Origin of the sequence: Clostridium sp. RTP31139st1_H3_RTP31139_211217, from assembly GCF_040227035.1 — a bacterium.
In the GTDB taxonomy this organism is placed as follows: domain Bacteria; phylum Bacillota; class Clostridia; order Clostridiales; family Clostridiaceae; genus Clostridium; species Clostridium saudiense.
Genome location: NZ_JBCOAB010000014.1, coordinates 1 through 23,178, shown reverse-complemented (window position 1 = coordinate 23,178; position 23,178 = coordinate 1). Strand labels below are relative to the sequence as shown.

20 protein-coding genes are annotated in these 23,178 nt (G+C 27.7%); 5 read left to right on the top strand and 15 right to left on the bottom strand.

Going from position 1 to position 23,178, the window contains the following annotated elements:
- Window positions 1–116: 116 nt before the first annotated feature.
- From adhE to ABUA17_RS08025, 9 genes are all read right to left on the bottom strand, one after another.
- On the bottom strand, window positions 117–2,765 hold the full coding sequence (adhE, locus tag ABUA17_RS08065; RefSeq protein WP_042395293.1) for a bifunctional acetaldehyde-CoA/alcohol dehydrogenase: 2,649 nt from the start codon (window positions 2,763–2,765) through the stop codon (window positions 117–119).
- A 482-nt stretch (window positions 2,766–3,247) separates the two neighbouring features.
- A complete protein-coding gene (locus ABUA17_RS08060) occupies window positions 3,248–4,051 on the bottom strand; it encodes an ABC transporter ATP-binding protein (protein ID WP_154820595.1) in 804 nt (267 codons plus the stop codon).
- Window positions 4,017–4,937: an ABC transporter permease gene (locus ABUA17_RS08055; protein ID WP_042395287.1), complete on the bottom strand. Its 921-nt coding sequence runs from the start codon at window positions 4,935–4,937 to the stop codon at window positions 4,017–4,019. Before ABUA17_RS08055 ends, ABUA17_RS08060 begins: the two co-directional genes overlap by 35 nt.
- Window positions 4,937–5,977: an ABC transporter substrate-binding protein gene (locus ABUA17_RS08050; RefSeq protein WP_154820596.1), complete on the bottom strand. Its 1,041-nt coding sequence runs from the start codon at window positions 5,975–5,977 to the stop codon at window positions 4,937–4,939. The genes ABUA17_RS08055 and ABUA17_RS08050 overlap by 1 nt, the downstream gene beginning before the upstream one ends.
- A 305-nt stretch (window positions 5,978–6,282) precedes the next feature.
- Complete coding sequence (locus ABUA17_RS08045) at window positions 6,283–6,717, bottom strand: HutP family protein (RefSeq protein ID WP_242833226.1); 435 nt, start codon at window positions 6,715–6,717, stop codon at window positions 6,283–6,285.
- A gap of 157 nt (window positions 6,718–6,874) precedes the next feature.
- Complete coding sequence (locus ABUA17_RS08040; protein ID WP_042395280.1) at window positions 6,875–7,333, bottom strand: MarR family winged helix-turn-helix transcriptional regulator; 459 nt, start codon at window positions 7,331–7,333, stop codon at window positions 6,875–6,877.
- 165 nt (window positions 7,334–7,498) lie between these two features.
- The gene (locus ABUA17_RS08035; protein ID WP_042395276.1) at window positions 7,499–8,623 is read right to left on the bottom strand and encodes a Rho termination factor N-terminal domain-containing protein; all 1,125 of its coding nucleotides are present in this window, start codon (window positions 8,621–8,623) and stop codon (window positions 7,499–7,501) included.
- A 230-nt stretch (window positions 8,624–8,853) separates the two neighbouring features.
- A complete protein-coding gene (locus ABUA17_RS08030) occupies window positions 8,854–10,440 on the bottom strand; it encodes an amidohydrolase (protein WP_154820597.1) in 1,587 nt (528 codons plus the stop codon).
- Window positions 10,441–10,609: 169 nt separating this feature from the next.
- Window positions 10,610–11,575 carry a tRNA dihydrouridine synthase gene (locus ABUA17_RS08025; RefSeq protein ID WP_042395270.1) on the bottom strand — a complete coding sequence of 322 codons (966 nt, stop codon included), beginning with the start codon at window positions 11,573–11,575 and terminating at the stop codon, window positions 10,610–10,612.
- Between the two features lie 197 nt (window positions 11,576–11,772).
- Between ABUA17_RS08025 and ABUA17_RS08020 the strand changes: the two genes are divergently transcribed.
- Window positions 11,773–12,726 (top strand): alpha/beta hydrolase, encoded by a 954-nt coding sequence (locus ABUA17_RS08020; protein WP_195951302.1) that lies wholly within the window; start codon window positions 11,773–11,775, stop codon window positions 12,724–12,726.
- A 218-nt stretch (window positions 12,727–12,944) separates the two neighbouring features.
- Here ABUA17_RS08020 and ABUA17_RS08015 read toward each other — a convergent pair whose 3' ends face one another.
- The 6 genes from ABUA17_RS08015 to ABUA17_RS07990 all read right to left on the bottom strand — a co-directional run bounded on the left by ABUA17_RS08015 (window position 12,945) and on the right by ABUA17_RS07990 (window position 19,169).
- Complete coding sequence (locus ABUA17_RS08015) at window positions 12,945–13,925, bottom strand: U32 family peptidase (RefSeq protein WP_055291447.1); 981 nt, start codon at window positions 13,923–13,925, stop codon at window positions 12,945–12,947.
- 19 nt (window positions 13,926–13,944) lie between these two features.
- On the bottom strand, window positions 13,945–15,285 hold the full coding sequence (locus ABUA17_RS08010) for a hypothetical protein (protein ID WP_195951301.1): 1,341 nt from the start codon (window positions 15,283–15,285) through the stop codon (window positions 13,945–13,947).
- A gap of 3 nt (window positions 15,286–15,288) precedes the next feature.
- Window positions 15,289–16,302, bottom strand: a complete 1,014-nt coding sequence (locus tag ABUA17_RS08005; protein ID WP_172676158.1) for a metallophosphoesterase — start codon at window positions 16,300–16,302, stop codon at window positions 15,289–15,291.
- Window positions 16,303–16,412: 110 nt separating this feature from the next.
- A complete protein-coding gene (locus ABUA17_RS08000; RefSeq protein WP_195951299.1) occupies window positions 16,413–17,546 on the bottom strand; it encodes a DUF116 domain-containing protein in 1,134 nt (377 codons plus the stop codon).
- A gap of 197 nt (window positions 17,547–17,743) precedes the next feature.
- The gene (locus ABUA17_RS07995) at window positions 17,744–18,904 is read right to left on the bottom strand and encodes an iron-containing alcohol dehydrogenase (RefSeq protein WP_042395261.1); all 1,161 of its coding nucleotides are present in this window, start codon (window positions 18,902–18,904) and stop codon (window positions 17,744–17,746) included.
- Between the two features lie 16 nt (window positions 18,905–18,920).
- Window positions 18,921–19,169 (bottom strand): hypothetical protein, encoded by a 249-nt coding sequence (locus ABUA17_RS07990; protein WP_195951298.1) that lies wholly within the window; start codon window positions 19,167–19,169, stop codon window positions 18,921–18,923.
- Between the two features lie 308 nt (window positions 19,170–19,477).
- Between ABUA17_RS07990 and ABUA17_RS07985 the strand changes: the two genes are divergently transcribed.
- From ABUA17_RS07985 to ABUA17_RS07970, 4 genes are all read left to right on the top strand, one after another.
- The gene (locus tag ABUA17_RS07985; RefSeq protein WP_042395607.1) at window positions 19,478–20,938 is read left to right on the top strand and encodes a DUF4317 domain-containing protein; all 1,461 of its coding nucleotides are present in this window, start codon (window positions 19,478–19,480) and stop codon (window positions 20,936–20,938) included.
- A 236-nt stretch (window positions 20,939–21,174) separates the two neighbouring features.
- Complete coding sequence (locus tag ABUA17_RS07980; RefSeq protein ID WP_156327407.1) at window positions 21,175–21,984, top strand: EcsC family protein; 810 nt, start codon at window positions 21,175–21,177, stop codon at window positions 21,982–21,984.
- Between the two features lie 96 nt (window positions 21,985–22,080).
- Complete coding sequence (locus tag ABUA17_RS07975) at window positions 22,081–22,593, top strand: L,D-transpeptidase (protein WP_052330595.1); 513 nt, start codon at window positions 22,081–22,083, stop codon at window positions 22,591–22,593.
- Window positions 22,594–22,778: 185 nt separating this feature from the next.
- Window positions 22,779–23,093: a hypothetical protein gene (locus ABUA17_RS07970; protein WP_042395254.1), complete on the top strand. Its 315-nt coding sequence runs from the start codon at window positions 22,779–22,781 to the stop codon at window positions 23,091–23,093.
- Window positions 23,094–23,178: the final 85 nt, after the last annotated feature.

The following is a 23,178-nucleotide window of genomic DNA, read 5'->3' as shown; positions in this document are numbered from 1 at the left end:
CTTTTTAGGATAATATTATTTTTTACACTTATTTCATAAATTATTTTAAGATATCTTTTTCTGATTATCTAAAAAAAAGCCCTAGCTTCCGCTAGGACCTTATATATTATTATTGATTATTTAGCTTTCTTTTCTTTTTTAGTTGGAGCTGCTTCAGCTTTAGCTTCATCTTTAGCATTTTCTCCATAGTAGCTAGTGATATACATTTCTTTTAATTCAGACATTAATGGATATCTTGGGTTAGCTCCTGTACATTGGTCATCAAATGCTTGCTCAACCATTTCATCTAATGTTTCGAAGAATTTAACTTCACTTACACCAGCATCTTTAATTGTCTTAGGCATATTTACTTTGTTTTGTAACTCGTCTATAGCCTTTAATAATAATTCAACTTTTTCAGCTTCAGTGTTTCCACCTAATCCTAAGTGATCTGCTATCTTAGCATATCTCCATGCTGCATTTGGATATTTGTATTGAGCAAATGCTGCTTGCTTAGTTGGAGCATCAGTAGCATTGAACTTAATAACTTCTTTCATAACTAAAGAGTTAGCCATACCGTGTGGTAAGTGGTGGAATGCACCTAGCTTATGAGCCATTGAGTGGTTAATTCCTAAGAATGCATTACTGAATGCCATACCTGCCATACAAGATGCATGAGCCATTTTTTCTCTTGCTTTAATGTTAGTTGTACCTTCATTATAAGCATCTGGTAAATACTTGAATACTAATCTGATTGCTTCTAAAGCTAATCCGTTAGTGTATTCAGAAGCCATTATTGAAACATAAGCTTCAATTGAGTGAACTAATACGTCGATACCAGCACAAGCTGTTAATCCCTTAGGAGAAGTCATCATTAACTCAGCGTCAACGATAGCCATATCTGGAGTTAGTTCGTAGTCAGCTAATGGATACTTAATTCCAGTTTCTTCGTCAGTGATAACTGCGAATGGAGTAACTTCTGATCCAGTACCAGCTGAAGTTGCTATTGAAACCATCATAGCTTTTTGACCCATAGTTGGGAATCTGTATATTCTCTTTCTTATATCCATGAATGTCATAGCTAAATCGTGGAAGTTAACTTCTGGATGTTCGTACATAACCCACATAATCTTAGCAGCATCCATAGCTGATCCACCACCAAGTGAAATTATAACGTCTGGTTGGAAGCTAGTCATTTCAGCAGCACCAGCTCTAGCACATCTTAATGTTGGATCTGGTTCAACATCTGAGAATATTTTGTATTGGATTCCTTGTGATTCTAAAACTTCTGTAACTTTGTTAGTGTATCCCATTTCGAATAATACTTTATCTGTTACGATGAATGCTTTCTTTTTACCCATGTCACCTAATTCAGCTAAAGCTACTGGTAAACAACCGTATTTGAAGTAAGTTTTTTCTGGAACTCTAAACCAAAGCATATTTTCTCTCCTTTCAGCAATGCTCTTAACGTTAATTAAGTGCTTAGGACCAACGTTTTCTGAAACTGAGTTTCCTCCCCATGATCCACAACCTAATGTTAATGATGGTGCTAATTTGAAGTTAAATAAGTCTCCGATAGCCCCTTGAGCTGCTGGCATGTTTATTAATGTTCTTGCAGTTTTCATTCTTTCACCGAATGTTAATACTCTATCTCTATTCTTAACTTGATCAGTATATAAAACTGAAGTATGACCCATACCACCTAATTCTATTAATCTATCAGCTTTATCTAAAGCTTCTTCAAATGATTTAGCTTTGTACATAGCTAATACTGGAGATAATTTTTCGTGTGAGAATGGTTCTTCTAATTCAACTGAAGTAACTTCACCAACTAAAACTTTAGCTGTTTCTGGAACGTTAACTCCTGCCATCTTAGCTATCTTATAAGCAGATTGACCAACCATGTCAGCATTTAATCCACCTTTTTCATTTAAGATGATATTTCTAACTTTATCTATTTCTTCACCTTTAAGGATATAAGCTCCTCTTTCAGCTAATTCTCTCTTAACTTCATCATAAACTTGTTCTAAAACAACGATTGATTGTTCTGATGCACAGATAACACCGTTATCAAATGTCTTAGAAAGTAATATTGAGTTTACAGCCATTTTAATGTGAGCTGTTTCATCAATGATTGCTGGAGTATTACCTGCTCCAACCCCTAAAGCTGGTCTTCCTGATGAGTAAGCAGCCTTAACCATTGCTGGACCACCTGTAGCTAGGATTATATCTGATTCTCTCATAACATTTTGTGATAATTCAACTGATGGTTGATCTATCCATCCGATTATTCCTTCTGGAGCTCCTGCTTTAACTGCAGCTTCTAAAACTATTCTAGCAGCTTCAATTGTTGCATTCTTAGCTCTTGGGTGTGGAGAGATTATTATAGCATTTCTAGTCTTTAAAGCTATTAAACACTTGAATATTGCTGTTGATGTTGGATTTGTTGTAGGAACGATAGCAGCTATAACACCAATTGGTTCTGCTACTTTAGTAATTCCACTTGTCTTATCTTCTTCTAAAACTCCACAAGTTTTCATATCCTTATATTGGTTATATATATATTCAGCAGCAAAGTTGTTCTTTACAACTTTATCTTCAACTATTCCCATTCCAGTTTCTTCTACAGCTAATTTAGCTAACTTAATTCTGTTGTGGTTAGCTGCTAAAGCTGCTTGTCTGAAGATTTCGTCTACTTGTTCTTGAGTGTAAGTAGCGAATTTCTTTTGTGCTTCTCTTAATTGTTTAATTCTTGCTGTTAATTCTTGAGCGTTTGTAACTTTCATGTATTACATCCTCCTAAATAATCAATATTTATAATAATTTTAAATTGATATCTTATCTTTTGGGCTTTGTTAAGTTTTTGTTTTGATTGTTAATTCTTTAACTTGTCCACACCCTTATTGTACTCGTTTGTTTATTTTTTGTCAAACTTTTTTTATATATTTTTTTTATTTTATTTTCACTGTATAATTAGCACTACTATAAACCCCTTATTTTTCAACAATGATAACATTTTCAACTATCCAGTAATTTTTTTGACATTTTTCACTCTGTTTTTATAAATATTTTTTTAATATTACTTTAGCAATATTTTTTTGTACTTCCAACATAATCCTTAAGTTTCGTTATATTAATAACAAAGTCTTTATTTAATTGATTTACTTTTTTAATATTTGTATTTGCTAATTGTTTTATTCTATTTATACATATACAAAAAAAGGGACTATATACCTTAAATAAGTATATAGTCCCTTCAAATATATTTTTATGCTAAAGAAGTTAATAAACTTCTATCACTTAATTCTTCTATAGCATTAGCTTTACCGAACATCTCCATAAGCTTTTCAGTTGTTAAGTTTTTCTTTTCTTTTCCACTAACATCTACAATCACTTTACCAGCATGCATCATTAGTAATCTGTTACCACACTCTAAAGCATGCTTCATATTATGAGTAACCATCAATGTAGTAATTTCCTTTTCTTTAACTACATTTTTAGTAATCTCCATTATTTTTGCTGATGTCTTTGGATCTAATGCAGCTGTATGCTCATCTAATAATAGTAATTTAGGTTCAGACATAACTGCCATCATTAATGTTAAAGCCTGTCTTTGACCTCCTGATAATAGTGTAACTTTGTTATAAAGCTTATTCTCTAATCCTAAATCAAGCTTAGTTAATAACTCCTTATAATACTCTATTCTCTTTTTATTTATCCCAAAAGAAAGTCCATATTTTTTTCCTTTATTATCAGCTAAAGCTAAATTTTCTAGTATAGTCATATTTGGTGATACTCCAAAGGAAGGATTTTGATAAACCCTACCTATATATTTTGCTCTTTTAAATTCTTCCTTATAAGAAACATCTTTACCATCTAATACTATTAATCCAGAATCAATATTAATATTACCACTTATTAAATTTAACAATGTTGATTTTCCTGCTCCATTTGAACCAATAATAGTAATAAAGTCACCCTTATTTATATCAATACTAAAATTATCAAAAATTTTATTCTCATTTACGGTGTTAGGATTAAATACTTTGCATAACCCTTGAATCTTTAGCATCACCATCACCACCTTTATTACTCATTGATTTTACATCTCTATTTTTACGCTTAAATTTGAATACATTATTATTTGCCGCTAATGCTACAGCAACTAACACTGCTGTTAATATTTTTAAATCATTTGGATTTAGTTTCATCCATAAAGCAATTGCAATTACTAATTTATATATGATTGCTCCAAATATAGATAAGGTTGTAGCTTTTATAAATGATATCTTTCCAAAAATGGATACACCTATTATTACGGCTGCTAATCCCATTACAACAATTCCTGTTCCCATAGTTACATCTGCAAATCCTTGATGTTGAGCTGTTAATGCTCCTGCTAAAGCTACTAATCCATTGCTAATAGCAAGTCCTAAAACCTTAACTAAGTTTTTATTAACCCCTAATGAAGATACTACTTGTTCATTATCTCCTACTGCTGTCAATAAAAATCCAGCTTTTGTCTTCAAGAATAAATCTAAAATAATTTTAACTACAACAACTATAGCCAATATAATAAAAATTGAATTTACGGCTGTGCTTTTAAAAATATAATTTGTATTAAATAAAGGTATATTTGATTTTCCCATTATTCTTAAATTTACTGAATAAAGTCCCATCATAACAAGTATTCCAGACATTAAATTGCTTATTTTAAGCTTAACATGTAAAAATCCTGTTATAGAACCTGCAATTGCACCACCTATTGTAGCTATCAATATCGAAATCCATGGATTTACTCCATTAATCAAAAGAGCTGCCGATATTGAAGCTCCTAAAGGAAATGTACCATCTACTGAAAGGTCTGGGAAATCTAATATCTTATAAGTAATATAAACTCCCATTGCAACTAAGGCAAATAATAAACCTTGCTCTAATGCATTAATTACTACATCCACTAGTTAACCCCTCCAGTTACCTTTGTAGCCTTAGAATTAATATCATCTGGAACTGTAATATTTAATTTTTCAACCACATCAGTATTAATTGTTATACTCATATCACTTAAAGTAGATATTTCTATATCAATAGGAGCCTTACCATTTAAAATTTCGGCTGCTTTATATCCTGCTTCTTTTCCTAATTTAAAATAGTCTATACCAATTGAGCAAAGTCCACCTTTAGATACTCCCGCTTCTTCTCCACATAAAATAGGTATATTCTTATTTATACAAAGATTTCCTACTAAATCATATGCAGAAGCAACTGTATTATCAGTTGGTGCATATAATGCATCTATTGAACCTAATGCTGCACTTAAATTTTGATTTATTTCATTTACTGTAGTAACAGATATTTCTTTAATATCTATATTTCTTTTCTCAGCCTCTTTTTTTAACTCTTGTACTTGTGCTAAAGAATTAGCTTCTGATGAATTATAAATAACACCTAATGTTTTTATGTCTGGAACTAATTCTGTTAATAAATCTAATTGCTCTTCCATTGAAACCATATCTGATGTACCTGTGACATTAGTTCCTGAACTTTCCCAAGAATTTGCTACTCCAGCATCAATTGGATCAGTAACTGCTGTAAATACTATAGGTATATCCTTTGTTGCATTATATGATGCTTGCAAACTTGATGTTGCTATAGCAAATATCATATCTACTTTAGATGTAACAAATTGATCTGAAATAGTTTTTGCAATAGCCATATCCCCTTGCGCATTTTGGTAATCAATCTTTAAATTCTTTCCTTCTTCAAACCCTTTCTCTTTTAAGCCCTCTATGAACCCTTGTCTTGATGCATCTAATGCATCATGTTGTACTAACTGATTAACTCCAATAGTATATGTCTTTCCATCACTTTCAACATTTTCACTTGATTCAGTTGTACTTCCTTCCTTTTCTTCCGTATTAGCGTTTGAACAAGACATTAATCCTGTCATCACTAAAAGGCCACTTAAAATTAGAGCTAACTTTTTCTTTCCTACCATCTTTCCATCCTCCTAAAACTTAAAATAACCTAACTTGTCCTACTTACCTACTTTCCCACCTCATATAATGATGAAATCCCATATGTATTTATTCTTATTCAATCATTATAGTAATTTTTTATACTTTTGTTACTAAAAGTTAAGTTATTTTATTAATTTGATATTTTTATATTATCATGTTTTGAATATAATGTAAATAATATTATTTAATTCCATTTGTTGTTTTTATTTCTATCCCTTATTGCTTCAATAAAAAAAAACTGTATTAAAACTAATTTATTAGCTTTAATACAGTTCTTTATTTTTTATTCAGGTATAGCTCTATGACCAATTCCAATCACCACTTCATCTAAGTGCAACAGACCAACACTTAAAAATATACAAACACTTAAATGTTGTCCTCTTCTAGCTATACCAACCTTACCTCCAACATTTTGACCGCTAGCTCTTTCTTTTACTTGCATTAACGCATCTCTAGTTGCTCCAATTACTCCACCTTCATGTAAATGCTCTTCTCTTATTACTCCACTTCTTTTGGCTGCAACTATAGTTCTTTCTAAAATCTTTGTAGTTGATTCATTTATATTCCCACCAATGTTTACAGCAGTTACTAAAGTTCCTAATCTTTTATATTTTTCTTTTAACTTCTCTTCTTCTTCCCTAGTCGAAATTGCCATCTGTGTAGCAATCTTTGCAACTTCCATACTTGAACTAAAATTCATACCAATACCTTCTCCCATACTCCATACTCTTCAAATAAATAAATATAATACACTACTTGATATCATTAGTAGGCGTAAAATTACCTAACCAAATTAAAATTATGTCTAATTAATGAAACTCTGCCTTCTTTGGTCGGCTGAGTAAGTTCGCCTGACCAAATTAAAATTTGGAGGCTTACTTATGTAAATTATACTTTGTTTCAAAGAAATTAACCATTCTTTTTAGTGATGAAATAAGTACTACTTCTTCTTCTTGTGGAAGCTCTTCCATTATGCTCTTTATCATATCATCATGGAATTGTTTATGACTTTTAAAAGCTTCTTCTCCTTTACCTGTTAATTTTATTAAAACAACTCTTCTATCTTCTTCTATTCTTCTTCTTTCTACATACTCTTTTTTTATTAATCTATTTATTGCTGTTGTTAATGTTCCAACAGTAATCTCTAAATCTCTAGCAACTTCAGTCATTGTCATTTCCCTATCACATCCAATTGCTTCAATTATGTGCATTTCTGTAACCGATAAATCACTAAACTCTCCAGCCTTAAGAACAGATCCTTCAATCTTTAATATGTCATTAAATAAGTCTACTAACAGGCTATTTAATACATCTTCAGCTTCATTTCGTATCATTTGTTTCACTCTCCCAAAAAAAATTAAAAATATACTATTATTATAAAATAGATTATGCAAATTAAGCCAGTATTATTTGAAATTATTTATCAACTAATATATATAATTATATAGAAAAAGAGAATGCTTTTTAACAGCATTCCCCCAAAATCCATTATATATTGTTTATCCACAACACTTTTTATATTTTTTCCCACTACCACAAATACAAGGGTCATTTCTTCCAATCTTAACAACATTGACAACTCTTGATTGAAGTTTTGCTATTTCATCTTCAGTGTATCCCTTTAATGACCATCTTCTTATGCTCTTAGCAAATAACTCTAATTCATATATAAATATCTTTCTTTCCTCATCAGATTGAATTTCATATGCTTGAAGGAAAATATCTATAGCTTCTTCTTTTGCAACTTCATTCTTTATAGCAACTATAAATCCATCCATTTCCTCTCTTAAGATATTCTTATCTATTACAAATAACTCACCAAGAACTTTTTCTAATTTATTTCCTTGCTTATTTTCTTCAACAAAGTCAATTTTACCAGCTTTAATTAATGACTTTTTATCAAATTTATAATAATCATTTTTAGCATCTTTTTGAAGCTTCATTATATTATCTACATCTTCAACGTCTATATGACAAATCATATCTCCATCTATAACATAATCATATCCTAATTCTTCACCATTTGCTATTAATCCGTTTAAATATGAAACTTCAAAAGTTTTCCCAAAGATATTCTCTAAATTAGATTTTATTAAATCAAAGCTACATACTCCATAATAGTAAACCATTCCTGCAATAGCCTTAGTTACTTCTTCATTTAATCTAACTTTTTCCTTAAGCTCTTTATTAATTTGCTTAGAAATAACTTCTTTTAATTCTTCTGGCATTACTACAAAGGCTTCTTCTTCCTTAATACCTGAAAAAGCTAATCCTCTATTTCTTAAGTAATTTATATAAATTAACTCATTACATTCATATTTTTTTAATCCGCTTACATTAAGTAATTCTTCTACGAATTTTAAAGTGCTTTCTTCCATTAATTCTAATGCAATACTAACCTTATTTAAAACAACCTCTTTAATTCTTTCAACAGCTTCTGCTTTTTTTAATGTTGTAATACCTCTTACTGAATATTTTTTAGCTATTTTAACTAATTCATCTTTAGTCATCTTTTCTAAAAATGAATTTAATGTGCAATCTTCATCTAGGCTTTTCCACATTTTTTCGGCATTCTTAAAGTCTGCCTTCGTTATTTCCTCTTGAAGTTTATTTTTATCTTCCATTAAATTAAGTCACCCCGTATTCTATTTTTGCAAAAAAATCACTTATTCTATTATATATTTTTTTTTGTTTTAGTCAAAATTATTTTTTACCAATACCAAACTTATGTACTATATTTTATTTTAAATATAAAAAGTAGCAAATTAATATTTAAAACTACCACGTAATTTTAAAGTTAATTTGCTACTAAATATAAATAAAGATATTTCCAAATTTAATTATGCTAAACACATTATTTATTTCTCTTATATATTGTAACTCCATCTTTTATGGTTTCTAATATTTTTATATCTTTTAAATGCTCAATAGGAACTTCTAATGGATTTTTATCTAAAATTACAAAATCAGCATTTTTGCCAACTTTAATACTTCCTTTTTTATCTTCTTCAAAATATTGGTATGCTGCATTTATAGTAACTGCTTTTAATGCTTCTATTACACTTATTCTTTCATTTTCTCCTAATAAAACTCCACTTTTTGTTTTTCTATTAACTGCACAATGTATAGTTTCCATCATATTTGGTTCAATAACTGGTGAATCTTGATGGAATGTAAAAGTAATACCATTTTCTAAGGCAGAAGCAGTTGGACTGATTTTTGATGCTCTTTCAAATCCAAAATTATTAATGTGAACATCTCCCCAGTGATATACATGTGCCACAAAGAATGATGGTATGATACCTAACTTTTTAACATCTTCTAATTGCTCTATTCTAAGCAATTGTGAATGAATCATAACTGGTCTTAAACTTTTTACATCATATCCATCTTCTTGTACCTTTTTAATAGCATCTATAAATTGTTGAGCAGCTGCATCTCCATTACAATGCGCTAGTATTTGTACATTATTTTTTGTTGCTTCTTTTATAGCATTATAAACATCTTCATATTTCATTGTGCCATAACCATAATATGTATCTTCTCCTAAATAAGGTGTAAGCATCCATGCAGTACGTGCTTGTGGTGATCCATCTAAAAATATCTTATATCCGCCCAACTTAAAATTTTTGTTATATTTCATTATTGAATCTTTAAATTTAGAAAATAATTTTTCCGCTGAAGAAACTTCTGAATAACCAACTAAATCTACTTTCAACATATTATTATTTATTAAAGCCTCATATAATGAAATCATTTGAGAAACCATCATTCCCTCTTGAACTGTTGCTATTCCATGAGATAAATATTTTTCTTGTACTTGAATATATGCATTAAATAATTCATTTGCATCTGGCATTGCAGCTTCTTTCATATATTTCATAAATGCTGTTTCTTCCATATATCCAGTCAACTTATTATCCTTTTTACCTATTAATCCACCTTCAGGAGATACAGTATCTACAGTTACACCTAGTAACTCTAACGCCTTAGAATTAAACACTCCTGCATGGCCTGATTTATGTTGAATAACAATTGGAACTTTAGTACTTACTTTATCTAAATCTTCACAAGTTGGATGAGCTTTTTCTACAAAATTATTATGGTCATATCCTTTACCTATAACCCATTTATTTTCTTGCAAATTATCACTTTTAACAAAATCACTTAACTTTTCTAATACCTCGTCTATTGAAACTGCTTCTTCTAATGGTACTTGTAAAAGAGCACTTGCTGCACCTGAAAAGTGACTATGCGGATCTAAAAATGCTGGTATTAATGTTTTACCCTCCAAATTTATCTTTTCAACTTCAGAATACTTTTTTATTATATCTTCATAATTTCCTATTTCATTTATTTTTCCATTTTCTATAAAAACTGATTCTACACTTTCATTTCCTTCAAGTGTGATTATCCTCCCATTATAAAATACCTTTTTCATACACTTATACCTCCTATTAAATAATAAGCAAGGGCACTAAAAGAAAACTCTTTTAGCACCCTTGCTCATATCAATAAAACAATTATAACCTTTTATATCAACTTTTACAATATTTAAACTTTTTATTTTATAAACATAAATTTATACTCATAATATTATATTAATATTTTTATTCTTCATTACTAAATAATCCAGCACCTTTTATAATCTCCTGCTCTGCAAATAGGCTATTAACAGCTACTTTATAATCTATTGCCTTTTGTGCTTTTTTTATTTTCTTATAATATTTTTTATTATTAGTAAATATATGAGACATATAACCCCATAGTTCTTTCATTCTATACATTGCATTTTTATCTTCTTTTAAAAGAATTGTATAATTTTCAAAAATCTCATCATGGAATTGCTTTAAAATTTCTTTAGTAATAAATTTATTTTCCTTAATTTCATCGATTAAACCAGGATTAGCTAATATTCCTCTTCCAATCATTATTTTATCTACCTGCGGAAATTCTTTTACTATTTTATTATAATTATCAACTGTAAAAATATCTCCATTATAACAAATTGAATGTTTACTTAACTTTAATGATTCTTTGAAAATTTCTAGGTTTGGTGTATTACCATAAAAATCTTCTCTTGTTCTAGGATGAATTATTAATTCTTCAAGAGGATACTTATTATAAATTTCTATTAACTTATAAAATTCATCTGCTCTTTCTTTTCCTAATCTAGTTTTTATTGATATTTTCATATCATTAATTTTATATATCTCATCTAAAAATCTATCTAATTCTTCTGGATAAGCTAAAAATCCTGACCCTCTTTTTTTAGAAACAACAGTCCCTGCAGGGCAACCTAAGTTTAAATTAATTTCTTCGTATCCTAATTGTTTAAGCTTATTAGCAGTTAATACAAATCCTTCTGCATTATTGGTTAATATTTGTGGAACTATATTTAAACCCTCATTATTTTCTGGTAGCATATCTCTTAACTCTTTAGTTTTAAGACTCAAGCTTTCATTAGGTACAATGAATGGTGTAAAGTATTTATCTATATTGTGAAAGTATTTTTCGTAAGCATTTCTATATATATGCCCTGTTATTCCTTCCATTGGTGCTAAATAATATTTCATGTAATTACTCCTCGTTTGTAAATATTCTAAAACACATTATATCAGCCAAAGCTTTTATAATCCATAGTAGAAAATAAAAGCTAATTTAAATTACTATATTAAATTTATTGTATTGTACATTCTTTTAAACCATGATAGAATAAATTCACTTAATATTTGATTATCAAATTATTTTATTATACAAAGGAGAATTAACAATGAAGAAAAAGAAAATTATTGGAATAGCTATAAGTTCTATTTTAGTTATTCTTATTCTAGGATTAAGCTTTGTAGGAAATTATTTTTATAATTTGGCTTTAAATCCTGATACCCCTAAAGATATTGTTTTTGGAACACCAGAAGAGGCAGAAGCAACAAGTGGACAAGTGTTAGATAGTGATATTCAATGGCTACTTACTGAATCTAATTATACCGATGAAACTCTAACTTCTTTTGATAACCTAAATTTACATGCTTATAAGGTTTTAAATCAAAATGACTCAAACAAATGGGTTATTACTGTTCATGGTTATACAAGTGAAGGTATTAATATGAGTTCTTATGCCAAAAATTATTATGACATGGGTTATAATGTTTTAATACCTGATTTAAGATCACATGGCTTAAGTGAAGGTGATTATATCGGTATGGGATGGGATGATAGATTAGATATTATCGATTGGATAAATACAATATTAGAATATAATCCTAATGCTGAAATTGTATTACATGGTGTTTCTATGGGTGCAGCTACTGTATCTATGGTATCTGGTGAAGATTTACCTTCTAATGTAAAAGCAATTGTTGCTGACTGTGGATATACTTCTGTTTGGGATGAATTTGCTTATCAACTAGATGATTTATTTTCTCTACCTGAATTTCCAATACTTAATGTATCATCTTTAGTTGCTAAAGTGAGGGCTGGTTATTTCTTAGGTGAAGCTTCCACTTTAAAGCAAGTTGCAAAATCTAAGACTCCAATTTTATTTATTCATGGTGATGAAGATGATTTTGTTCCTTATTATATGATGGAAGAATTATATAATGCTACAAGCTCTGAAAAGGAAATGTTAACAATAAAAAATGCTGGACATGCTAAAGCTTCAGAGGTTGATCCCGAAACATATTGGACAACAGTCTCTAACTTCACTAGCAAATATATAACACAATAATTTATCTTTAAAGTGTAATAACGAAAAAAGAAATATTATCTTTTCTGGAATTTATGAAATCTCACCTTGAATTTCAATATTTCCTTCAATAATAATATTTCTTTTTTTCTATATACACATAGAGAACTAAATTGCATCTAGAACTATAATACTACTATTTTCAGTAAAAAAAAGCACTTCTTCATATACTCCAAAATAAATACTTTTCCTTCATAATTTTAATAATAACATTCTCCGCTACAACCATTCTTAAATAGCTTATCTTTTATATCTTTCTCAAATTCTTCATAATCGATATTTTCAAGCATACTAATAGCCTTTTTTAAGCCAATAATATCTTTCTCCATATCATCAATATACTTACCTCTTCCAACAACCTTAAGATGAGTAACCCCTGCTTCTTTTAATTTTTTTAATTTACAAATTCCACACCCTGTACTCCCTAAAGTATATCTTTCTTCATTCTCATCTTCAAAATAAAGAATTTCCTTCTCTAATTCGTCATAATAAAGTTCAAGCTTTTTATCAACCTCTGGAAAATTATTAACCAATCTATTTATTTTTACTAAATCATATGGCATTTTGCATAAATGAGCTAGTTCATCACAATGCAAAGAACTGCAAAAAGCTCCACTATAATGACACATTTCATTTAATATAAATGCTTCATATTGTAAATTTTTTACTGTATTATTTTTTATACATGCTTTCATATCTTCTATTGTATTCTTTCTATGAAAAACATACCTAGATATATTAAGTTTATTAAAGAACTCTATAGAAAGACTATTTATTTCAGCAGTTTCACCACTTAAATGTATTTTACATTTTATATTTTTTTCTTTTAAATATAATATAAGTGCAATATCTGCAATTATAAATTCATCAAATCCAATTTCTATTAAATCTTGCATTATATAAGATATTATTTCATATTGTTCTTCTAAATAATATAAATAATTAAATGTAATACTTACTGGAACCTTATAAACATCTACCATTCTTTTTAATATCTTCATATCTTCTAATGAATTTATTTGAATGTTATAATAAAGCACTTCTCTTCTATTTAAAGGAAATAAGCTACCATATTTTTTATTCCACTCATAAGGCACATATCCACAAAATACTTCATCTGCTCCTGCTTTAACTAATCTAATATAATCATCAATACTTCCCATTCCAGCTACTATCTTCATGTTATTTTCCTCTTTTACTTTAAATAAAGTTTAATAAAATTCTATCTATTCCTTCATTTATATATTGTTCTAATTTTTTTGAATCGTGTAATAAAGTATCGTCAAATGAAAATAGTGAATTATATTTTCCAACCATTTTTAAGTGCTTTGGATATGAAAATATATAATCCTTACAATACATTGGACATCCCATTACAAGCTTTTGCCTTCCTCTATTCATCCTTGTACATTTTGCATATAATGTACAATATTGTGATGTATTAGTAACATAAAAAGGCATATGTAAAGTATGATTTCCTTTTGCTATATTAAGTTTGTACCCACAGCTTTCATACTCAAATCTATTTATATTATTATCTTTTAAAAATTCACTAAATATCTTACTATTAAGACTATTATCACCTATTAATGCCTTGTTTTCATTATATCCATTTTTATAAATATATCTAGGATCCTTTTTTCTTTTATTTAACAAAACACCTAAACATAAAGTCAAATAATCTTGTTTATTTTCTACTACCTTTAACATTCCCCAATCATTTATTACTATTTCTATTTTTTTATTATTTTCATTACACCAATTATATATTTCATTTATTATAGATTTTATTTTATCAATATAACACTCTCTAACATATGTAAAGCAAATTGTTACTTCTAAGCCCTCATTATTTGCCTTTTTTATTATATCTATAAGCATTCTTTTACTTGGAAATAAATTATGACAAAACTCATTTCCAACATAAATTCTTGATATATTTTTATACATAAGCTTATGCTTTTCTATAAAATTATCTTTTAAATAATTGCTCATAAATGTTTCTATGTCTTCATTTAAATATTTATTATATAGCTCATAATTATCTACATTAATGACTAATTCTACTGAATTTAAAATTCTATAATTAAAGCTATCATAATTTAAATTTGCCATCCACTCTTGCTTTTGACTTATATAATCTTCATAGAAATCATAATCTTTTTCTGATGGATATCCTACCATCTCATTAGAAAAATCATTATCATCACTATATGCCTTCAATCTAATATATCGAGTATAATTGTTAAAAGCATTTCTCACATTTTGTAAATAAATTTCATCTTTAATAGAAAAAACATAAGTTACATAAAACTCATGCTTTCCCTTATTTATCAAATTATATTTTTCTATAGTTATTTCTTTATATCTATTTTCATCAAATACATAAAATATAACCTTTAATTCATTTATTTCCTTTACCTCTTGTGCTAATCTTATAGTTAACCTTTCAGGAGATATTTTCATTATTCTTACTTCTTTACTATTCAATAAACAGGTTATTAACCCTGATGGTAATAATTCTACTTCTTCTCTTTCCAAAATTTATTTCCTCACAATATCAATTACTACATATTCACAATGTTTTTCTGTTCTTAATGGATATCCCCAACCTGCTATTCCACAAGATACTATTATATCCATATCATCTTTTTTTTCATATCCATATTCCATTTCATTAATGTTAAACAACTCCATTAATCGTCCTAGTGGCCATATTTGACCATAATGTGTATGTCCAGAAAGCATTAAATCATATCCATTTTCACTATTTTCTTTTAATTCACAAGGCTCATGATCAACTATTATTTTATAATAATCATCACTAACTTCTTTTGATAGCTCTTGTGATGATTTTCTAGTTTCATCTACATAAGATCTATCTTTTCTTCCTATTATACATAGTTCATCATTTATTTCATATATATCATCTGCAAGTATTTTTATTCCTGAATTTATTATTGCTTCCTCTAACTCTTCTTCAGTATAATTAGGATCTACTGTATATGTAGATTTATCATGATTTCCATATACGTAATATACACCATAATTACTTTTAATAGTTGATAATATTTTAAATGCATCTTGCATTTGTTTTAAAGTCGTACTTTCATCTACAATATCTCCACCTAATATTACTACATCTGCATTAGTTTTTGATATTTTATCACAGTATTTTTGCAATGTCTCATTATCCATAGTAGTACCAAAATGAAGGTCTGATATAAAATCCACTCTATAGCCTTCACTCCTAATATTTTTATTTGTATACACAGTATAATCTTTTTCAATTATATTATTAACATTTATATATCCATAAACAATTAAAATTGCTGTTAATGATAATGGTATAATTCCACTTCTATAAATTACTTTAATGAAACTATTATTAGTAAATTCCTTTACAATAAAATAAACTAATTCAACTGCCCATGCAATTATAACAATATGAAATACTACAACTGCCCATGTTCCCCAAACTTTTAATGCTGGTATCATTATAATTAAGGTTAAAACTAAACTTATAATTTTTTGTTGCTTAACTTTTTTGCTCTTCATAAGCAAACCTAAAATTCTTCTAATAAAAAAATACATATATATTCCTAAAGGAATCATAAATATTAATGGTAGTACAATATAGAAAAACACCTTTTACTCCCTCTTTCTATCTAATGCTTCTTACCTAATATTTCTTTTTCTAGATAAAGTTCATTAATTTCTGTCATCTTTTCTTTATCAAGCCAATGCTTACTACACCCCGAATAATCTAATAAAACACATTGTGGAATAAAACCTAATCGTAATGCCTTCCAACCTCCAGACATCAAGTTAGGTATACATGCTATTCCTATAATTCCTATTTTATTTTTATCTTTTACATCTATTTTATTTATTATTGTTTCATGAGGTATTATACATACATCTATATATCTATTTTCCATCAAATTATTTAATTTATTAATATTACAATTTGCACTACATCTTTTGCATCTTAATCCATATTCGCCTTCAACTGCTTTACATTTACTTTTTACCTGTCTCATACATCCTGGAGCAAATATTTTCTTATCTTTACATTGTAAAAACTGCTCGCTATATACTTCATTCATTATTTGTGAAGATACCATATTAAAATAATACTGTACCTTCCCCTTAGTGCAATAAATTAAATCTTCTCTATTTTTATATTTATTTTTTGCTTTTTTCAAAAAAATATCAAGTTGCTTTATATATAATCCAATTGTTCCATCACAAATATTACACATACTTTCAGCAATGCTTAAAGACTGCTTAAAAAACTTTCTCTTATATTCTTCATCCTTAACTTTAAGAAAATCTCCCCATACTTTCATTCGGTAAACTTCTTCCTTAAAATCTCCACTAGCTCCCATCCAATTTATAAGGATATTAATATCATAATTATCATTTTCGCTGACTTCTTTCATTAAAATATTACTTATTAAATATCCTCTTATTTTATCTATATTTCTATTTAAACTTTTGCCTTCTCTTAATTTATTAAATATTTTAAATAAACGTAAAGTTCCCTTATTTATTTTTTTAATATATTTTCTATAGTCCTTTAACATAGCCCCTATCATTAAAAACTCTATAGCATATTCATCTTTTGTTCTTAAATCCTCAATATTATTTTTTACAACATATATCATAAATTCTTCTATTTGTATTTTTCCATAATCAAATAATAAATTTTTTATTCTATTGCTTACTGCTTTGAGTTTTTCATAATATGCATTGGAGTTTACACTTTTTCCTTTTAAATTATAAGTCAAAATATCCATATTACTTCCCCCATTACTCGATTTTTACCTTATAAGAAAAAAATAATCATTTTCTTTCACAAGATAATATATTTTTTTAATTATATTAATTTTAATCTTATTTAAAAGAACAATAAAGCAATTTATGGAAATTTATAATTTTATTAATAAAATAATGCCAGGTAGTTTTCTCTCACTACCTGGCATAACCCAAATTACTATAAACACATTTCTAAAATTTTCTTAACATCCTCTTCATTTAATGGAACATATGCATATTCTAAAGCTCCATGCTTAACGGCACCTTTTGCCATTTCATCAAAATGAGTTTCATCAATATTAACTTCCTTTAAAGTCATTGGAATTCCGCAATCCTTAAAGAATTTTTCTGTTAAATCAATTCCTTCGTTAGCTAATTCAAACTTATTCTTATTAGAATCTAAATGCCATACATTTACTGCATAATCAACAAATTTATCTACAGTTTCATCGCTTAATATATATCTCATCCATCTAGGAGTTACAATTGCAAGTCCTACACCATGCGTAATATCATAAAATGCACTTAACTCATGCTCTATTGGATGACAAGTCCATGCTCCTGGTTTTCCTGATCCACAAAGGCCATTTAAAGCCATTGAACTAGCCCACATTAAATTTGCTCTTGCCTCATAATTTTTAGGATCTTTTAAAGCAATTGGACAATACTTAATACAAGTTTCTAATAACCCCTCTGAAAATTTATCTTGAACGAAAGCTCCTTTTGTCTTTTTAAAATAACTTTCAAAAATATGTGACATAATATCTGCTGTTCCTGCAGCTGTTTGAATTGCTGGTAATGTATATAAATATTCTGGATCTAAAATAGAAACCTGTGGCTTTAATTTATCACTTCCTGTACCAAGCTTTTCATTTGTATCCATTTTAGTAATAACCGCATTTCCATTCATTTCTGATCCTGTAGCTGCTAACGTTAAAATAGTTACTATAGGTAAAACTTTATTTATCTTTTCAGAATTCGTTACTAAATCCCAAGCATCTCCTTCATAAAAAGCACCTGCAGCTACAACCTTTGAACAATCTATAGTACTTCCTCCTCCAACAGCTAAGATAACATCAATGTTATTTTCTCTACACAGGTCAACCCCTCTTCTAACAGTTTCAATTCTAGGATTTGGTTCAATCTTATCAAGTTCAACTATATTACAATCTTTAAGTAACTCTTTTACTTTATCATATATTCCATTTTTCTTTATACTTCCTCCACCATAAGCAAGTAAAACATTTTTACCAAATCTATTTATTACTTCTGGTAATTTTTCGATTTGACCTTTTCCAAATAGCATTTCAGTATAAGCATTAAATTTAAAATTTTCCATAACTGACTCCTCTCATTTAACTTAAAATTTTATTAAACTCTTTTTTTACCATTCCTATTAATAGTCTAGTTATATTAATTATAACTGCAATATTTCCTAAAATATTTATTATCATCATTAATTCATTTGGAATAAAACTTAAAGCATTATTTCCAGTAAAAATTTCCTTTATAGATCCAACTAAATAAATAATCATTACTAATAAAATTATTAACGAAAATAATAATTTTATTAATTCCTCTACTAACTTTATATTTTCCCTCATACTTCCCCCTTAATCATTTGTTATTTATTAATATTATACCAACTTTTTCTATTATTATAAACTGAATTATAATCTTGCTATGGAGTCTTAACTCCACATTAAGCTAAGAATTCATTGCCTTATGGTGTGTGGCGGTTATTATCTCATACCTAAAAAGGTGAGAATATTACACCGGCTAACCATAAGATAAATATTGCTTAATCCAAATTTTAATTACTTGCAGAGACTTTCAATGAATATTATACTTATATTGGTAACATATTCTTTACTATGTTTTAATAAGAATTAATGTGATGAAAGGAATATCTATGAGAAAAAAAGATATATTAGAATTAAAAAAGCGTTTTAAAAAAGACCATTGTACTTTTACAAAAATGTGTGGTTGCTATGTTAATGGTGAAAAAAATGTACTTTTAAAATTTAGAGAAACATTTTTGAATTTAGAAGAAGATGATTATTTTAAATTTTTAGAAATTGCTAAAAAAGTTCTATCTGGAACTATTGGAAATAATATTTTAGAGCTTAACTTTGAACTTAATGAAGAACATATAAATGAAAAACAACTTTCTTTTATGAAACTAAAAAACAGTGGATTAAAAGATGATGCTTTACTTGATGAATTTTATAATTCAATTATAGAAAATTATGATTATACTGGTAACTTCTTAATTCTTTTATTCCATGATGCTTATGATGTAATTACAAAAACTAAAGATAATGCAAAACTAGATGAATCTGAAGAAGTATATGAATATATTTTATGTGCAATATGTCCCGTTGAACTATCAAAAGCTGGGCTAAGATACTTTGAAGAAGAAAATTCAATAAAATCACGTACAAGAGATTGGGTTGTAGAAGCACCAAGTAATGGTTTCGTATTCCCTGCTTTTATAAATCGTAGTACAGATGTTAATTCTGTAATGTATTATACTAAAAATGCAAAAGATACTCATCCTGAGTTAATGGAAAATGTTTTAGGTTGTCCTTCAAAACAAACTAATACAGAACAAAAAGAAGCCTTTAATGATATTGTTAGAGATGCTCTTGGTCCTGATGAAAAAAAAGCCGATCATTTCTTTATGGAAATCCAAGAAAGCTTAAATAATAAGATTGAAGAACATAATAGTATTTATGAAGATACTGATGAACCTATAGTATTAACTAACGATGTAGTTCAAGAAATCTTGGCATTAAGTGGTGTACCTGATGAAATTACAACTAAAATTGAAAAGTCATATTCAGAAAATTTTGGGGATACACCTCCTATAGCGGATATACTAATAGATAATAAAGCTCTTGCAGCTAAAGCCCAAAAGAAAAAAGAAGAAATGCTAGAAAAACAAGTGAAAATTCTTGAAAATAAACTTGAAAGGGTTACTCAAACTGCTTCAAGTAACTTTGAAAACAATGTAATTCCATCAGAGCTTGAATCTGAAGCGGCCATTGAATCAATTAATTATGAAGGTAATGAAGAAAACCCTAATGATAATATATCTACTGAAAATAATTTAGAAGAAATAACAAATTTTGAATCTAATGAGGATTTTAATGATACTTCCGAAATTAAAGAAGAAGTAAAATCAATAAATAGTGATACTATTTCTGAAAATGATATTGATTCTTCTTTAAATGCTGATATAGTGGTTAAAGTAAATCCTGAAAAAGTTGAACAAATAGAAACAAAAATAATTGATGGTAAAAAATATATCGTTATTCCTATTGATGATAATGAGCAAGCTAATGTTAATGGAATTGAAAAAACTTTATAAACTAGATTCTAAGCTAGGGACGTGTCATTGTTACCTTAAACCTAAATATGTAAAAGTGTTACAACGACTAGATAGTAAATAACTGTTAATATAAAAAATCCACAAAATTTATTGTGGATTTTTTTGCTTTTAATTGATATAAATTAATTTTCTTCACTAATATAAATCAAAATATTAATAATTTTTATTAACTTATGCTATACTTTAATGAATAAATATATTTTAAGGATGTTATTATGAAAAAGGATTCAAATAGAAATAATTTAATTCAAAAACAATTAAAAATAATAACTAAAAAAGAAGAAAAGTTACTAAAAGAACCTAATGATAATTATATAAAAAATAAAATATCTCCAATTAAAGATAAAATAGAAGGTATGGTTCCTGATAAATTACAATCAACTTTAGAATTAGCTTTTCAAAAAGGATTCAAGGTAGTATTTGATAAAGGTACTGCTGTTATAGAAAAAACTTATAATAAAGAAAATATTAATATGGAATATGATATTAATACTTATGCTGTTAATAAATATCCAACGAGAAAGAACTTAAGAAAAATAGATAAATCCACAAACAAGAAAACAATTTTCAATAAATCTTTAACTATTGTAGAAGGCTCTGCACTTGGTTTGCTTGGAATAGGCTTACCTGATATACCTATTTATATTGGAGTAATATTAAAATCAATATATGAAATTAGTTTAAGTTATGGATTTGATTATTCAACAGAAAGTGAAAAAGCATTTATTTTAAATATAATTTGTGCTACTGTTACTTCTGGTAAAGAAAGAAGTCATTACTTCGATAAAATTGATTTAATATCAGATGAAATAGATAACAATAAAAATCCTACTTATAATATAGAAGATATGCTAATTGAAACCTCTAATAAAATTTCCGTATATATGTTAACTTCAAAATTTATTCAAGGGCTTCCTATTGTAGGAGTAGTAGGTGGAGTTACTAACTTTCTAACATTACAAGATATTACTACAATAGCTAAACTAAAGTATAAAAAAAGATATTTAAGAAAATTATCTTTCTAAAAATAATAGCAAATAAAAAACTCTCCTCTTTATTCGAACATTATAAGTTAAACATTCATAAACTAAAATGTTTAGTAATTAAAAGAGAGAGATTTTATGGCATTTTATAATACTCTTAAAAACTTATATAATAAAATAATTTTTTCAAAATATATATTAACTCACAATTATAGACTTCCATCAAATTATAATGATACTTCTACTCAATTTGTAAATAATAGTAACTTATCTAGCAGTACTAAATATCTTATTTGGGTTGATACTAAAAATTTTCAGGTTAATATATTTTCTGGAGCTAAAAATAACTGGATCCTAGTAAAAAATTATATTTGTTCTATTGGAAAACCTTCTACTCCTACACCTTTAGGTACATTTAAAGTTGGTGCTAAAGGCTATTCTTTTGGGGAAAATCATGGATATGTTTGTTATTATTACACGCAATTTAAAGGTAATTATCTCTTCCACTCAATTATATATAACTTAGATAATACTGTTAGAGACGGGCGCCTTGGCTTTAAAATTAGTAATGGCTGTATTAGGCTTGCTAAAGTAAATGCTAAATGGATTTATGATAATATTCCGTATGGTACCACAGTTTATATAACTTAAATCTTCTTTTTTATCTATTAAAATAATTTAAAATTTAATTCATATCTATTGTATTTTTGATTAATAATAAAATTAAAGAGAGATTTTGATTTGTAGTAATTAATTGATTTTTTATTTCAATTGACTTTACATTTCAATAACTCTATACTGTTAATAATACTAATAATATTTAAGGAGATTTTTATATGTCAGTTTATTTTATAACTTACCATATGCAAAGCAACTCTCATCACCATGACCATGAACATGGAGAAAACTGTAATTGTGGAGGCGATCCTGATTACGATTTAGTTTGTGAAATTGAAACTTTAGGTAGATGGGCTCACTTTATGCCTACTAGCTACCTTGTACATACTTCTCTAAATGCAGATGAAATTTTAGAAAGACTTTCACCTAAGGTTGGTAGCAAAGATTTATTATTTGTTTCTAAAGTTGAATCTAAAAATATGGCTTCTTTAACTCCACAAGTTAAAGAATGGATTACTAATGTTGAAGGATAAATAAATAAGGAGCTGTCGCAATAGCGGGTAAAAAAATCCGCTAGCGATAGCTCTTTTTCTATATTTTCAAAAAAATAATTGTACA